Source organism: Streptomyces sp. PSU-S4-23, from assembly GCF_055632315.1.
Window position 1 is genome coordinate 6,272,076 of the sequence record NZ_JBVMUU010000002.1, and the last position, 14,855, is coordinate 6,286,930.

At 73.6% G+C, this 14,855-nt stretch carries 12 protein-coding genes; 7 read left to right on the forward strand and 5 right to left on the reverse strand.

What is annotated here, in order from left to right:
- Position 1: 1 nt before the first annotated feature.
- On the reverse strand, positions 2-484 hold the full coding sequence (locus ACZ79I_RS28655; RefSeq protein WP_471500802.1) for a DUF3515 domain-containing protein: 483 nt from the start codon (positions 482-484) through the stop codon (positions 2-4).
- A 20-nt stretch (positions 485-504) separates the two neighbouring features.
- The gene (locus ACZ79I_RS28660) at positions 505-738 is read right to left on the reverse strand and encodes an Lrp/AsnC family transcriptional regulator (protein ID WP_037654619.1); all 234 of its coding nucleotides are present in this window, start codon (positions 736-738) and stop codon (positions 505-507) included.
- 206 nt (positions 739-944) lie between these two features.
- Between ACZ79I_RS28660 and ACZ79I_RS28665 the strand changes: the two genes are divergently transcribed.
- A complete protein-coding gene (locus ACZ79I_RS28665) occupies positions 945-1,910 on the forward strand; it encodes a thiamine-phosphate kinase (RefSeq protein ID WP_471500804.1) in 966 nt (321 codons plus the stop codon).
- Positions 1,911-2,094: 184 nt separating this feature from the next.
- Here ACZ79I_RS28665 and rpmB read toward each other — a convergent pair whose 3' ends face one another.
- Complete coding sequence (rpmB, locus tag ACZ79I_RS28670) at positions 2,095-2,280, reverse strand: 50S ribosomal protein L28 (RefSeq protein WP_003993230.1); 186 nt, start codon at positions 2,278-2,280, stop codon at positions 2,095-2,097.
- 294 nt (positions 2,281-2,574) lie between these two features.
- On the opposite strand from rpmB, the gene ACZ79I_RS28675 reads away from it, so the two are divergent.
- Positions 2,575-4,260: a DAK2 domain-containing protein gene (locus ACZ79I_RS28675; RefSeq protein ID WP_471500807.1), complete on the forward strand. Its 1,686-nt coding sequence runs from the start codon at positions 2,575-2,577 to the stop codon at positions 4,258-4,260.
- Positions 4,261-4,412: 152 nt separating this feature from the next.
- Here the strand turns inward: ACZ79I_RS28675 and ACZ79I_RS28680 are convergent, their stop codons facing one another.
- Together ACZ79I_RS28680 and ACZ79I_RS28685 are read right to left on the reverse strand one after the other, a co-directional pair.
- A complete protein-coding gene (locus ACZ79I_RS28680) occupies positions 4,413-7,343 on the reverse strand; it encodes a tetratricopeptide repeat protein (protein WP_471500809.1) in 2,931 nt (976 codons plus the stop codon).
- Positions 7,340-9,196: an HSP90 family protein gene (locus tag ACZ79I_RS28685; protein ID WP_471505294.1), complete on the reverse strand. Its 1,857-nt coding sequence runs from the start codon at positions 9,194-9,196 to the stop codon at positions 7,340-7,342. Before ACZ79I_RS28685 ends, ACZ79I_RS28680 begins: the two co-directional genes overlap by 4 nt.
- Positions 9,197-9,363: 167 nt before the next feature.
- Between ACZ79I_RS28685 and recG the strand changes: the two genes are divergently transcribed.
- The 5 genes from recG to ACZ79I_RS28710 all read left to right on the forward strand — a co-directional run bounded on the left by recG (position 9,364) and on the right by ACZ79I_RS28710 (position 14,853).
- Positions 9,364-11,577: an ATP-dependent DNA helicase RecG gene (recG, locus tag ACZ79I_RS28690; RefSeq protein WP_471500811.1), complete on the forward strand. Its 2,214-nt coding sequence runs from the start codon at positions 9,364-9,366 to the stop codon at positions 11,575-11,577.
- Between the two features lie 88 nt (positions 11,578-11,665).
- Positions 11,666-12,253: a 16S rRNA (guanine(966)-N(2))-methyltransferase RsmD gene (rsmD, locus tag ACZ79I_RS28695; protein ID WP_471500813.1), complete on the forward strand. Its 588-nt coding sequence runs from the start codon at positions 11,666-11,668 to the stop codon at positions 12,251-12,253.
- A gap of 26 nt (positions 12,254-12,279) precedes the next feature.
- Positions 12,280-12,759: a pantetheine-phosphate adenylyltransferase gene (gene coaD, locus ACZ79I_RS28700; protein WP_471500815.1), complete on the forward strand. Its 480-nt coding sequence runs from the start codon at positions 12,280-12,282 to the stop codon at positions 12,757-12,759.
- Between the two features lie 124 nt (positions 12,760-12,883).
- Positions 12,884-13,993: a cell division initiation protein gene (locus ACZ79I_RS28705; RefSeq protein WP_471500817.1), complete on the forward strand. Its 1,110-nt coding sequence runs from the start codon at positions 12,884-12,886 to the stop codon at positions 13,991-13,993.
- Between the two features lie 212 nt (positions 13,994-14,205).
- Positions 14,206-14,853 (forward strand): YceD family protein, encoded by a 648-nt coding sequence (locus ACZ79I_RS28710; RefSeq protein ID WP_471505297.1) that lies wholly within the window; start codon positions 14,206-14,208, stop codon positions 14,851-14,853.
- The last annotated feature ends 2 nt before the right edge of the window (positions 14,854-14,855 follow it).

The following is a 14,855-nucleotide window of genomic DNA, read 5'->3' on the forward strand; positions in this document are numbered from 1 at the left end:
CTCAGAAGGCGATCCCCTCGGGGATCGCCTTCTTGACGGGACCGGCGAGGTCGGTCAGCGGGGCCAGCCCGTCGCCGGTGCGTTCCTCGGGGAGGGTCACCTCGACATAGGCCCTGCGCAGGGTCGTGGTGAAGCGGAACGAGCCGTCGTCCCGCTTCTGCAGCAGCCAGCCGACGCCGTTCACCTCCACGCCGTCCGCCTCCGGGTCTCTCATCTCCGGGGGTCTCGCCACTCCGCAACGCAGTATGATCGCCGGGCTTCCCCAGCCCGCAGTGAGCGCGGACCGGGGCTCGGGATCGTTCCGCTTGAGGCCGTCCACCTTCCGCGGCAGCACCTTGTCCAGGTTCCGGCACAGCTTCGTGACCTTCGCGTCCGGGGTGGGAACCGCGGCCGAGGGGCTGTCGTCGCTTGAGGAGCAGCCCGCCGCCGCGATCAGCAGAGCGAGGGCGGGCAGTCCATGGAGCCGGCGGCGGAAAGAAGTCACCGGCCAAGGGTAGACGGGGGCTACAGGTGCACCACCGGGCAGGTCAGGGTGCGGGTGATGCCGTCCACTTGCTGGACTTTCGCCACCACCATCCGGCCGAGTTCGTCGACGGTCTCGGACTGGGCGCGCACGATGACGTCGTACGGACCCGTCACGTCCTCGGCCTGGATGACCCCAGGGATCTTGCTGATCGTCTCGGCGACGGTCGACGCCTTGCCGACCTCCGTCTGGATCAGGATGTACGCCTGTACCACGGAACCTCCAGGGCGGCCACGAGGATCATGGGGGGAGAAGGGACGCCACGGTATCGCGCCGCCGCTCGCCAGGGGGAGACCCGCGGGGGCTGTGGCGTGATCGCCGGGGAACACCGGCGACACAAGTTGACGGTCGACTCGACCGTATCCACCACGATGACGGCTCGCGACCGGGCCCGGCAGGCAAGAGAAGGGGACCTACGACGATGAAGGGCACCGTGGGCGAGCTCGGCGAGTTCGGGCTCATCAGGGAGCTCACCTCCCGGCTCACCACCACCCCGGCGGTCCGGGTCGGGCCCGGCGACGACGCCGCGGTGGTGGCCGCGCCCGACCGCAGGGTGGTGGCGAGCACCGACATCCTTCTGGAGGGCCGGCACTTCCGCCGCGACTGGTCCACGGCGTACGACGTCGGGCGCAAGGCGGCCGCGCAGAACCTCGCGGACATCGCGGCGATGGGCGCCGTGCCGACCGCGCTGCTGCTCGGTCTCGTCGTTCCCGCCGAACTGCCCGCCACCTGGCCCACCGAGCTGATGGACGGCCTGCGCGACGAGTGCCAGGTCGCGGGCGCGGCGGTGGTCGGCGGCGACGTGGTGCGCGGCGACACCATCATGATCTCGATCACCGCGCTCGGGGATCTGCGCAACCACGAGCCGGTCACCCGCGCCGGAGCCCAGCCCGGCGACGTCGTCGCGGTGACCGGCTGGCTGGGCTGGTCCGCGGCCGGGCACGCGGTGCTCTCCCGGGGCTTCCGCTCGCCGCGCGCCTTCGTCGAGGCGCACCGGCGCCCCGAGCCGCCCTACCACGCGGGTCCGGCCGCCGCCGGCCTCGGCGCGACCGCGATGTGCGACGTCAGCGACGGCCTCATCGCCGACCTCGGGCACATCGCGGAGGCGAGCAAGGTACGGATCGACATCCGCTCCGGCGCCATCGACATCCCGTCCCAGATGAACGACATCGGGCAGGCCGTGGGTGTCGACCCCATCCAGTGGGTGCTGACGGGCGGCGAGGACCATGCGATCGTGGCGACCTTCCCGCCGGACGTGAAGCTGCCCGCCCGCTGGAAGGTGATCGGCGAGGTGCTCAACCCGTCGGCGCTGCCCCAGGTGACGGTCGACGGGGCGCCGTGGACCAGCAGGGGCGGCTGGGACCACTTCGCGGACATCGAGTCGTAGGGGCCCGTGGCGCGGCCGCGGGCGGGGGTGCCTCCCGGCGGGAGCAGGGAGGCACCCACCACCGTTCCGGGGCGCGGCCGGGCGGGGCGCGGTCGGGCGGCGCCGCGCGGGCACAGCAAAAAGCCGGCCCACGTCCGTGGACCGGCTCAGTGCGGCGAACCAGCGGGCCGCGCGCCGCCTTGCGTCAGCGCGAGACCTTGCCGGCCTTGATGCACGAGGTGCAGGCGTTCACGCGCTTCGGCGTCCCGCCCACCACGGTACGCACACGCTGGATGTTCGGGTTCCAGCGGCGGGACGTACGGCGGTGCGAGTGCGAGATGTTGTTGCCGAAGCCCGGCCCCTTGCCGCAGACGTCGCAGTTGGCAGCCACGGGTCACTCCAAAGACTTCAGATGCACTTACGGTTGATCCCGGCACGCCGGGATCGAGATCGTGGGATCTGAGTGGCGCTGCCGGGGGGAAGGCCCGATCTGGATCGGGCAACCGGAGCAGCATACAACGGCTGCGCCCGTGGAACGAAACTACCACGGTCGACCGGGCCCCCGCTCCGGCCCTCGGGGGCGGCCCGCCCCGTCACATCGTGCCGGGCCCCGTCAGGCCCTCTTCCGGTACGGAGCCCTTCTGGGTCTACGCTGCTCCACGTCCAGCAGCTCGAGGAGGCGCAGGTGGCGCAGGTGCCGCAGCCATTGGATGCTCTCGCGGTGCGCACCTGGTGCGGTCTCGCGCTCCAGGCGCTGGGGCGGGCCCGGGAGGAGATCGACGCGATCAACGTCTATCCCGTGGCCGACGGGGACACCGGCACGAACCTCTATCTGACCGTGGAGTCGGCCGCCGCGGCCGTCGAGGCGGTCTTCGCCGGGTACGAGACGGGCGCCGCGGGTGCGGTGCGGCGCCCGACGCTGGCCGACGCCGTGCGGGCCATGGCGCACGGCGCGCTCATCGGGGCCCGCGGAAACTCCGGGACGATCCTCGCGCAGCTGCTGCGCGGCATGGCACAGGTGCTCTCCGCCGACGGCGAGAGCGCACCCGGCGGCGCACAGGGCCTGCGGCTCGCCCTCCGGCGGGCCGCCGACTCCGCGCGGGAGGCCGTCGCGCACCCCGTGGAGGGCACCGTGCTGAGCGTCGCCTCCGCCGCAGCCGACGCGGTCACCGGCGCCGAGGGCGACTGTGGGTCGGTCGCGAGGGCGGCCTACGAGGGGGCGCGCGCGGCCCTCGCGGCGACCCCCGGGCAGCTGCCGGTCCTCAAGCGCGCCGGTGTGGTCGACGCGGGCGGCCAGGGGCTGGTGGCCGTGCTGGCGGCCCTGGTGGAGACGCTCACGGGGGAGGCGCCGCACGCCCGCGAGGGGTCGATGCGGCACGTCCACGCGCGCGTGGTCGCCTCGATCGCGGCCCAGGAGTGCGCGGACCTCCCCGGGGACGGGGGCGGCGGGCCCGCGTACGAGGTCGTCTATCTCCTGGAGGCCGACGACGCGGCCGTGGTGCGGCTGCGGGAGCGGCTCGACGCGCTCGGGGACTCGCTGGTCGTGGTCGGCGGTGACGGGCTGTGGAACGTCCATGTGCACGTCGACGACGCGGGCGCCGCCGTCGAGACGGGGGTGGAGGCCGGGCGGCCGTACCGGATCCGGATCACGCACTTCGCCGCCGGGGACGTGCACACCTCAGGCGCCGTGCGGCCGCCGCGGGAGCGGGTCCGGCGGGCGGTGGTGGCCGTGGTGCCGGGGGAGGGACTGGCCGGGCTGTACCAGGAGGCCGGGGCGACGACCGTGCTCGCCCGGCCCGGGGAGCCGCCGGCGAGCGGGGAACTGGTGGAGGCGGTGCGGCGGGCGCACGCGCGCGAGGTGGTGCTGCTGCCGAACCACGCGGACCTGCATCACACCGCGGCCGCCGCGGCCGAGCAGGCGCGCGCCGAGGGCGTCCGGATGGCACTGATCCCGACGCGGGCCGCGGTGCAGGGGATCGCGGCGCTGGCCGTGCACGAGCCGGAGCGGCGCTTCGACGAGGACGTCGTGGCGATGACGTCGGCGGCGGGGGCCACGCGGTACGCCGAGGTGGCCGTCGCGGAGCGCCAGTCCTGGACGACGGCCGGCATCTGCCAGGCCGGCGACGTGCTCGGCCTGATCGACGGCGACGTCGCGGTCATCGGCTCCGACGTCACGGCGACGGCCGAGGCGGTCCTGGACCGCATGCTGGCGGCGGGCGGCGAGATGGTCACCCTCGTCCTGGGCGACGGCGCCCCGGAGTCGGCCGCGGCGCGGCTGGAGGCCCGGGTGCGCGAGGCGTACCTGGCGGTCGACACGGTGGTGTACCGGGGCGGCCGCCAGGGGGCGCTGCTGCTGATCGGCGTCGAGTGAGGCCCGCCGGAGGCCGGTGAAGCGGGGCCGGAGGGAAGCGGAAGCCGGGTGGCGGCGAGGGGGGCCGGAGGGAAGCGGAAGCCGGGTGGCGGCGAGGGGAGCCGGAGGACGCGGCACCGTCCGCTCGCCGCCGAGGGCACCCGGCCCGGACCTCACTCCTCCCGGTGGGCCGCCATCAGCTCCAGCATCCGCTCCGCCTCCGCCCGCCGCGCCCGCGCCGTCTCCGCGTCGCCGTCGGCCTCCGCGTCGCCGTCGGCCTCCGCGTCCTCGTAGGCGGACAGCACCGCACGCGCGCGTGCCGACGCCGCGTCCGGGCGCCGAAGGTCGGCCTCCAGCCAGCCCGCCGCCAGTTCCGCGCCCGTACGGGCGTCACGCGCGCCCGGGCCGGCGGACTCGAAGGCCGCGATCGCCTCCGTGAGATGCCTCAGTGCCTCGTCGAAGGCCGTCCGCATCGTCTCCTCGTCCGCGTCCTCACCGGCCGAGCGGGCGATCAGGTCGCCGAACTGGCGGTGGGTGTGCCCGAGTTCCGTGAGCAGGCCGTCGCGGGCGCCGTCGTCCGCCGCGGACGCCGCCGCCGAGACGCACTCCTGTGCGGCCTGCGCCATCAGCTCCCGCGCCGCCTCCAGACCCGCCTCCCCGCGCGCCGCGAGCCACGCACGGGCGCGCAGGGCGCGTACCAGGCCGTGGGTGTTGCCCAGCTCCCGCCACAGGTCGCCGGCGCGCGCGTACGCCCGCTCCGCCTCCGCGGGCAGCTCCGCGCGGCCCAGCGCCTCGGCGGCCAGGTGGGCGAGCATCGCGTGATCGCGCTGCTCCGGCCAGTGCCGGGCGATCTCCGCGGCCCTGAGCCACCGCTCGGCCGCCGCCCGGTGTTCGCCCAGCTCCGTGTGGCAGTCGCCGAGCCACCACTGCGTCTGCACGACGGCCCCGTCACCGTGCGTCTCGGCCGTCAGATCGGGCAGCGCCGACTCCAGTACCTCGGCCGCCTCCGCGAAGCAGCCCTGCCGGAGCAGGAATCCGCCCAGCTGATACCGCGCCCACGCGCCCAGCGTCGGACCCTCGCCCGCCTCGTCGGCCCAGTGCGCGGCCTCCAGGGCGTGCTCGGCGGCCTCCGGGAACTCCCCCGAAGCCCCCAGCACCTCCGCCAGCTGGAGGTGCAGCTGCGCCTGTCCGAGCGGCTCCAGATGCTCCCGGCCGTGCTCCAGCGCCGCGCGGGCCGCCCGCTCGGCCCCCTCCGCGTCGCCGAGCTGCCGCGCGAGCCCGGCCAGCCGCGCCTCGTGCTCCACCGCGAACCACGGCAGGCCCGCCGCCACGTACTCCTCGGCCGCCCGCGCCAGCAGCTCCGCGCCCGCCTCGGCGTCCCCGGCGCGCCCCGCGAGCTCCCCGAGCATGGCCTTCGCCTCGGCGGCCCGGGACGCGAGGCGCACATCGCAGGTGTGCGGCTCGGCGAACGCCAGCAGCTCCCGCACGGCCTCCTCGGCGGCCTGAGCGACGCTCTCGTCCTCCCGCAGCCGGTGCATCAGGATGCGGGCCCGCCCGACGAGCACGGACGCCGTCGGCCGTACCTCCGTCGCGCCCTCCTCGAAGAGCGCGAGCACCCGCTCGCGCAGCCCGGCGACGGTCTCCGGCCCATCGTCGGCCTCACCCGTCAGGGCGCGGACGAACGTGGCACGCGCGCGTGCCGCGAGCGCCTCGCCGGGGTCGCCCGCCGCCTCGTACAACCCGGCCGCGCGGTCGAAGAGCGCGGCGCCCTCGGGGCCGCGGCTCAGCGCCTCGTGGTCGGCCAGGTCCGCCTGGTCGCGGGGGGCCAGCTCCGTGCCCTCCGCGGCCGCGGCCCGCGCCACCGCGGCCCACGCGTCCATGGACGCCGGGTGCAGGGCGTCCGACAGGCGCCGGGCCTCGGCGAGCAGTTCCACGAGGCCGCGCTCCGGGGCGGGCGCGGCCGGCGCCGGCGCCGCCACGGGCGCCGCCCGCACCACGCGCACGCCCAGCGGCAGCCGGTCCACCAGCGGGCGGCGGTCCATCCGCTCCCGGGTGCGCTCACTGACGTACGAGGTGCCGTTGCGCGCGTCGAAGCGGGCGGCGAGCGACAGCGCCTCACCGCGCGCGTGGGCGGCCAGCTCCCGGGCGGTCCACTCCCGGCCCGCCGGCCCCGGCACCGTGCGCTCCCCGAGCCCCCGCTCGACCAGCCGCCCCATCAGCAGCGCCACCACGGCCAGGAAGTCCAGCTTGCTGCGCGGCTCCCCGGAGTCCGTGAAGTACGCCGGACGCTCGGCCAGCAGTTCGAGCCCGCGCGCCTCGTTGCCGGTCAGCGCGCAGAACTCCACATGGTCGGCGTACGAGCCGCGCATGCTCTCCATGGCCCGCACGAGCCGGAAGCCGCGCAGGTGGTGTGCCCGCGCCTCGTCCGGGCGGTCCAGGCGCAGCAGCGGCAGCAGGGAGGAGGCCAGCACGGCGTGCGGTTCGTGCGCGCAGACGTACTCGCCCTCCAGAACGGGCCGCCACAGCTCCAGCGCCCGCTCGTCCTCGCCCCTGCGCGTCTGCCACCAGCCCTGGTCGTGCAGCTCGCACGCGTGGCAGTCGGCCATCTCGTCACGGTCGGCGGCCAGCCACGCCGCATAGGCCCGTTCCGCGCGCTCCAGGTCCCCGATGTGCGCGGCGACGCTGAACTCCGCGCTGCGCACGGCGCGTTCGGAGTGCCCGGCGAGCCGGTAGCGGTGCTCCATCTCGCCGAGCCACTTCTCGATGGAGGCGAGCGGGATGTGCGGCTGGCCCAGCATGCCCGCCGACATCCATTTGAAGACCCAGTGCAGCGAGTGCACCTCGTACTCGTCGAAGTCCTCCGGGCGCTCGTCCCACATGCGCAGCAGCCGCGCGAAGGGGACGAACATCTTGTCCTTCTCGGAGCTGTAGTTGTAGACCTTCAGCTGGTGTCCGAGCGCCTCGATCACGGCCAGCGGGATGTCCAGCTTCTCGGCCTCCACCAGCAGCTGCTCCGCACGCGCGTTGCGCGCCGGGCCCTCCGGCTGGTCGTAGTTGTCCGCCATCGCCCGGCGCAGCGACTCGAAGTCCATGACCTCGCTCATCGGGAACCGCCCTCCGGTGAGTTGGTGTGGGTGGCCCACTCGAGGAGGCCGATGAACGCCCGGTTCAGCAGCGCGGAGTCGGCGGGACGCAGCGGGCGCTGGGCCATCAGCAGCGCCTGCCCGTAGAGGGACTCCGTGGCGGTGCCGATCAGCTCCGGGTCCCCCAGCGCGCCGATCCTCCTGATCAGCGGATTGAGATGGTTGAGGACCAGGCGCGCACGGGGTGCGCTGCCCCGCAGGGAGCCCAGGATGCCGGCCCACAGGTCGTCGGCCTGCTCCTCCGCCTCGGCGCGGGCCTGCTCGTGGCGGGCCGCCCGGTCGTCCAGGTGCAGCGCCGGCACGGACAGGGGGTGGAAGGCGCGCAGGACCACATCGCAGCCCAGGGGGTCGAGCCGGGCGCGCGCGGCCCCGAGGAAGGCGGACAGGGCCAGTTCCTCGGCCGGGTCGACGGCGTCCAGATGCGCGGTCACGGTGTCCGCGTCCAGCTCCGCGACCACCGTCCCCGGGCGCACCGACGGCAGCGCCTCCACCAGCTCGCTGTCGTACGTGTAGCCGCCGTTGATGACGCCGACGCCCTGCGCGGACGCGATCGGGGCCACCTGCCGGTACTCCTCCACGGTCCGCGTGAAGTGCACGAGCGGGTGCCGCTGTGCGAACTCCTCCAGGGACAGCCGGCCGTCCGTCGTCTCGAAGGGGAGCCACGGCAGCATCGTGCGCAGCATCTCCTTGTCGTGCCGCGCGAGCGACTTCACCCCCAGGTGGTGCACGGACAGGAAGGCGGCGAGGCGCTCGGGGTCGCCGGCCGCGAGCCCGGTCAGCCACGACCGGATGCGCTCGCCGAGGGCCTCCCGCACGGCCGTCAGGGTCTCGTCCTCGTACAGCGACTCGCGGGAGGCCGTGGGCCGCAGGCTGTCCGTGTCGAGCACACAGCGTACGAAGAACGCCCAGTCGGGCAGCAGCTGTTCGGCCCGCTCGGTCAGCAGCATGCCCTTCAGGTGCACGCGGTGGCTGGCCCGCTGTGCCGGGCTGACCGCGCTGGGCAGCACATGGGCCACGCCCCGGATCCCGGCGAGCGGTACGTCCAGGTCGATGGTGTCCAGCGGGGTGAAGCCGAACAGGTCGTGGCAGTGACGGGCCAGGGCCACCCTGCGGGTGGCGGGGGAGGGGTACGCGCGGTCCCAGGGTGCCGGCAGGTCCGTGACCGGCTCGTCGCCGACCCGGACGTCGTACGGCAGCAGCGACCCGAAGTCCCGTGCCAGGGACCGCACCCGGTCCGCGGAGAGCCAGTCGGCGGCGCCCGGACGCGCCGCCAGGTGCACGGTGGTCCCGGGTTCGGGCCGGGCGTCGTGCGGCAGGGTCCGCACGACGTACGACCCGTCGTCGGAGGCCGTCCACTCCACGGGCGCCGCGTCGGGCGTGCGGGCGCTGCGGCTGACGACCCGGATGCGCTCGGCGACGACGAAACACGCCAGCAGACCGATGCCGAACTGCCCCAGGAAGTCGGAGCGGACCTCCTGCAGCCCGTCCGCCCGCTTGGAACTGCGCCCGATGGTGGCGAGGAGGCTGTGCACGTCCGACTCGGTGAGCCCGATGCCGGAGTCCTCGACACGGAGGGTGCCGCCCTCGGCGTACAGCCGGACCGTGGCGGGCGCGTCCGGCTGCCGGGCCCGGCGGGCGGTGATCGCGTCCACGGCGTTCTGCAGCAGCTCGCGCAGATAGACCTTGGGACTGGAGTAGAGGTGATGGGACAGCAGGTCCACCAGACCGCGCAGGTCGACCTGAAACGTATGAGGTGAGTGAGGTGACTGAGGTGACTGAGGTGCCTGTGATGACTGTGAGGTCTGGGAGTCCATCGTCACGGCGCCGCGGATGGGGGAGGTCGACGGCGCGGGGTCGGGCGGTCCCGGTGGGGCGGTGACCGCGGGGCGAGCCGGGAAGTGGGTCATCCTAGGCCGCGAGCCATCCCGCTGACCAGCGGATTCGCAAGACGTATACGGCATTGTCGGTGGCGTGGTGTGCAATGGATCTCGTGCCCGCACTGGAAGAACCGCTGAAGAAGGTGCTCGGCCCCGCCACCGCGAAGGTGATGGCCGAGCATCTCGGCCTGCACACCGTCTCGGACCTGCTCCACCACTACCCGCGCCGGTACGAGGAGCGCGGCCAGCTCACCCACCTCGCCGACCTCCCCATGGACGAGCACGTCACGGTGGTCGCCCAGGTCGCCGACGCCCGTCTGCACACCTTCGCCTCGGCCAAGGCGCCGCGCGGCAAGGGGCAGCGACTGGAGGTCACCATCACCGACGGCAGCGGCCGCCTCCAGCTGGTCTTCTTCGGCAACGGCGTGCACAAACCGCACAAGGAGCTCCTGCCGGGCACCCGCGCCCTGTTCGCGGGCAAGGTCTCCGTCTTCAACCGCAGGCTCCAGCTCGCCCACCCGGCGTACGAGCTGCTGCGCGGCGACGACGTCGCCGAGACGGTGGACAGCTGGGCCGGCGCCCTGATCCCCCTCTACCCGGCCACCGCCAAGCTGGAGTCCTGGAAGATCGCCAAGGCCGTGCAGACGGTGCTGCCGAGCGCCCGGGAGGCGATCGACCCGCTGCCGGACTCCCTCCGCGACGGCCGGGGCCTGGTCTCCCTCCCCGAGGCCCTCCTCAAGATCCACCGCCCCCACACGAAGGCGGACATCGCCGACGCCCGCGCCCGCCTGAAGTGGGACGAGGCATTCGTCCTCCAGGTCGCCCTCGCCCGCCGCCGCCACGCCGACGCCCAGCTCCCGGCCGTCGCCCGCGTCCCCGCCCGGGACGGCCTGCTCGCGGCCTTCGACGCGAAGCTCCCCTTCACGCTCACGGAGGGCCAGCGGAAGGTCTCGAAGGAGATCTTCGACGACCTGGCGACCCAGCACCCCATGCACCGGCTGCTCCAGGGGGAGGTCGGCTCGGGCAAGACCCTGGTGGCCCTGCGCGCCATGCTCGCCGTCGTCGACGCGGGCGGGCAGGCCGCGATGCTCGCGCCCACCGAGGTGCTCGCCCAGCAGCACCACCGCTCGATCGTCGAGATGATGGGGGAGCTCGCCGAGGGTGGCCTGCTCGGCGGGGCCGAGCAGGCCACCAGGGTCGTGCTGCTCACGGGCTCCATGGGGGCGGCCGCGCGACGGCAGGCACTGCTCGACCTCGTCACCGCGGAGGCCGGGATCGTGATCGGCACGCACGCGCTGATCGAGGACAAGGTGCAGTTCCACGACCTCGGCCTCGTCGTGGTGGACGAGCAGCACCGGTTCGGGGTGGAGCAGCGGGACGCGCTGCGCGGCAAGGGGAAGCAGCCGCCCCATCTGCTGGTGATGACCGCCACGCCCATTCCGCGGACCGTCGCCATGACCGTCTTCGGCGACCTGGAGACCTCCGTCCTCGACCAGCTCCCGGCCGGGCGCTCGCCGATCGCCAGCCATGTGGTGCCGGCGGCCGACAAGCCGCACTTCCTGGCACGCGCGTGGGAGCGGGTGCGCGAGGAGGTCGCCGGCGGCCACCAGGCGTATGTCGTCTGCCCCCGCATCGGCGACGACATCGACGAACCCGGCGCCCCCGGGCAGGCCGGGAAGCAGCCCGAGGACGAGGCGGAGAAGCGGCCCCCGCTCGCCGTGCTCGACGTGGCCGACCAGCTCGCCACGGGCCCCCTGCGGGGGCTGCGGGTCGAGGTGCTGCACGGGCGCATGCCGCCCGACGACAAGGACGCGGTGATGCGCCGCTTCGCCGCCGGTGACACGGACGTCCTGGTCGCTACGACGGTCATCGAGGTCGGCGTGAACGTCCCGAACGCCACGGTCATGGTCATCATGGACGCCGACCGCTTCGGCGTCTCGCAGCTGCACCAGCTGCGCGGCCGCGTCGGCCGGGGCTCGGCACCCGGGCTGTGCCTCCTGGTCACCGAGATGCCCGGGGCGAGCGCGGCCCGCCGGCGGCTGGACGCCGTGGCCTCCACCCTCGACGGCTTCGAGCTCTCCCGTCTCGACCTGGAGGAGCGCCGCGAGGGCGACGTGCTCGGGCAGGCGCAGTCCGGCGCCCGCTCCTCACTGCGCATGCTCGCCGTCATCGACGACGAGGAGATCATCGCCGAGGCACGCCGGGAGGCCACCGCGGTGGTCGACGGCGACCCGGACCTGCGGCGGCTGCCCGGCCTGCGCACGGCCCTGGAGGCACTCCTGGACGAGGAGCGGGAGCGCTACCTGGACAAGGGCTGATCCCGGCCCGTCCGGGCGGGCGGGCTGCCGTGCACGGCTGAGACACTGGAGAAGTCACCGCCCACGCACACCGACAAGGACCGCAGAGATGACCCGCGTGATCGCCGGCCGGGCCGGCGGACGCCGCCTGGCCGTACCGCCGGGGAACGGCACCCGTCCCACCTCCGACCGGGCGCGCGAGGGCCTCTTCTCCACCTGGCAGTCCCTCCTCGGCGGCCCCCTGGACGGCGAGCGCGTGCTCGACCTGTACGCCGGCTCGGGCGCGGTCGGCCTGGAGGCGCTCTCCCGCGGCGCCGGCCACACCCTCCTCGTCGAGGCCGACGCCCGGGCCGCCCGCACCGTCCGCGAGAACGTCAGGGCACTGGGCCTGCCCGGGGCCGAGGTGAGAGCGGGCAGGGCGGAACAGATCATCCGCACGCCGGCGCCGCAGCGGCCGTACGACCTCGTCTTCCTGGACCCGCCGTACGCCGTCTCCGACGACGATCTTCGCGAGATTCTGCTCACACTCCGCACGGGAGGCTGGCTCGCGGCCGATGCCCTCGTCACCGTGGAGCGCAGCACCAGAGGCGGAGAATTCCGGTGGCCGGACGGCTTCGACGCGATCCGGGCCCGTCGCTACGGCGAAGGAACCTTTTGGTACGGTCGCGCCGCCTCTACGTGCGAAGACGCACGATGACCGGACCGGAGAGCGAGGGATCACAAGTGCGCCGCGCCGTATGCCCCGGGTCGTTCGACCCGATCACCAATGGACACCTCGACATCATCGCCCGTGCTTCGAAGCTGTACGACGAGGTGTACGTGGCGGTGATGATCAACAAGTCCAAGAAGGGCCTGCTGGAGATCGACGAGCGGCTCGATCTCATCCGCCAGGTCACCGCCGAGTTCGGGAACGTCCAGGTGGAGGCGTTCCACGGTCTCCTGGTCGACTTCTGCAAGCAGCGCGACATCCCCGCCATCGTCAAGGGGCTGCGCGCCGTCAGCGACTTCGACTACGAGCTGCAGATGGCCCAGATGAACAACGGTCTCTCCGGTGTGGAGACCCTCTTCGTCCCCACCAACCCCACCTACAGCTTCCTGTCCTCCTCGCTCGTCAAGGAGGTCGCGGCCTGGGGCGGGGACGTCTCCCATCTGGTGCCGCCGGTCGTCCTGGAGGCGCTCACCAGGCGGCTCAGGCAGGACTGAGCTCTTCCGCGGGGGCACCCCCCCCGGATCTGACAGGCCGTCATCCGGTGTCGGGTGGGGCGGGAGTGGTCGTACAGTCGATCCGTCCGTCTCCAACACAGCTGTAGAGAGTGGCGAGCACACGGTGGACGTGCAGAAGAAGCTCGACGAGATCGTCGCGATGGTCTCCAGCGCCCGGTCCATGCCCATGTCGGCCTCGTGCGTGGTCAACCGCGCCGAGCTGCTCTCGATGCTCGAAGAGGTGCGCGCGGCGCTGCCCGACTCCCTGGCCCAGGCCCAGGAGCTGATCGGCGACCGCGAGCAGATGGTCGAGCGGGCCCGCCAGGAGGCCGAGCGGATCATCGAGCACGCGCACGCCGAGCGCGGCTCCCTGATCTCCGACACGGAGGTCGCCCGCCGCTCCCAGAACGAGGCCGACCGCATCCTCGCCGAGGCCCGCCAGGAGGCGGAGGAGGTCCGCGCGGAGGCCGACGACTACGTCGACTCCAAGCTCGCCAACTTCGAGGTCGTCCTCACCAAGACCCTCGGCTCGGTCGGCCGGGGCCGGGAGAAGCTCCTCGGCACCGGTCCCGGCCTCGACGAGCACGGCTACGAGGACGAGGACGCCCCCGAGCGCAGCCACGACCCCGAGACGCTGCGCCGCGACGCCGACGCGTACGTGGACGCCAAGCTCGGTGCCTTCGAGGCCGTCCTCGCCAAGACGCTGGAGGCCGTCGGCAAGGGCCGCCAGAAGCTGCACGGCCGGATCGCCACCGACGACCTGGGTGCCCTCGCCGACGACACCTCGACCGTGCGGCACTCCAGCGACGCCGACTACCTCGCCGATCTCGCGGCGCTCTCCGACACCCCGGACCGGACCCCGGCGCCGCCGGCCCAGGCCCCCGTGATCCCGGCCCAGCAGAGCCAGCCCGCCTACGCCCAGCAGCAGGACCCGTACGGCTACCAGCAGCAGGCCGACCCGTACGGCTACCAGCAGACGTACGCCCAGCAGGACGCGTACGGCTACCAGCAGGCCGATCCCTACGCCGCCGCCTACCCGCAGGCGCAGGGGTACGACCAGCAGGACGCGTACGACCAGCAGGACGCGTACGACCGGCAGGACGCCTACGGCCAGTCCCAGGGCCGCCAGGGCTACGACCAGGGCAACGCCCTCGACGAGACCAGCCTCTTCGACACCAGCATGATCAGCGCCGAGCAGTTGCGGGCGTACGAACAGGGACGCGGCGGTCACTGAGCGTCCCGGATCCTCCGCCCGGGACGTCCCGGCGCACCGGATTGGGCCCACAGCGAAAGGTCCAGTATCCTGGCTCTTCGGTCGCGCATGCCCCGACGCCGGTTTCGTCGGCATCCGCGATCGACGCTGCCCGTACCCCACGGGTGCACCGGGATCCCCGGTGCCGGGCCGCACCTCCCCATGAGCCCCGAAGACCGAAAGCAGGAACGGCCCTGAACGCCCGCCTCGACCACCGCAACCCCCTCGTGTTCGACACGCACGAGCTGGGTCGGCGTCCTGGTGCGCTGCAGCGCCTGACCCGCACGGTCGACGCCCCGAAGGACTTCGGGATCCACGGGGTGGTCGGAGTGCCGGAAGGCGCCCCGGTCGAGCTGGAGCTCCGGCTCGAGTCGGTCATGGAAGGGGTGCTCGTCACGGGCACCGCCCGTGCCACGGCCGAGGGGGAGTGCGTAAGGTGTCTGGAGCCGCTGGAGCTGGAGCTCGACGCGGACTTCCAGGAGATGTTCTCGTACCCTGACGCCGACGACCGGGGCCGTGATATCACGGGCCCCGACAAGAACGCCGTCGACGCCGAGGACGACGAGGACAGGCTCTTCCTCGAGGACGGCCTGTTCGACCTCGAACCCGTGCTGCGCGATGCGGTGGTGCTCGCACTGCCGATGCAGCCGGTGTGCCGGGAGGACTGCCCGGGCCTGTGCTCCGAGTGCGGAGCGCGGCTCGCGGACGACCCGGACCACCACCACGACGCCGTCGACATCCGTTGGGCGGCACTGCAGGGACTCGCCGCTTCACTCGAAGCCGGCGATAAGGACGAGATGAGCGGCGCCGAAGCGGGCGTCGACGAGAAGCAGGAGAAGTAGCC

Coding starts and splice junctions, on each gene's coding strand:
- ACZ79I_RS28665 (WP_471500804.1), top strand. CDS start 945: ATGAAGGGCACCGTGGGCGAGCTCGGCGAGTTCGGGCTCATCAGGGAG.
- ACZ79I_RS28680 (WP_471500809.1), bottom strand. CDS start 7,343: ATGAGCGAGGTCATGGACTTCGAGTCGCTGCGCCGGGCGATGGCGGAC.
- ACZ79I_RS28685 (WP_471505294.1), bottom strand. CDS start 9,196: ATGGACTCCCAGACCTCACAGTCATCACAGGCACCTCAGTCACCTCAG.
- recG (WP_471500811.1), top strand. CDS start 9,364: ATGGATCTCGTGCCCGCACTGGAAGAACCGCTGAAGAAGGTGCTCGGC.
- rsmD (WP_471500813.1), top strand. CDS start 11,666: ATGACCCGCGTGATCGCCGGCCGGGCCGGCGGACGCCGCCTGGCCGTA.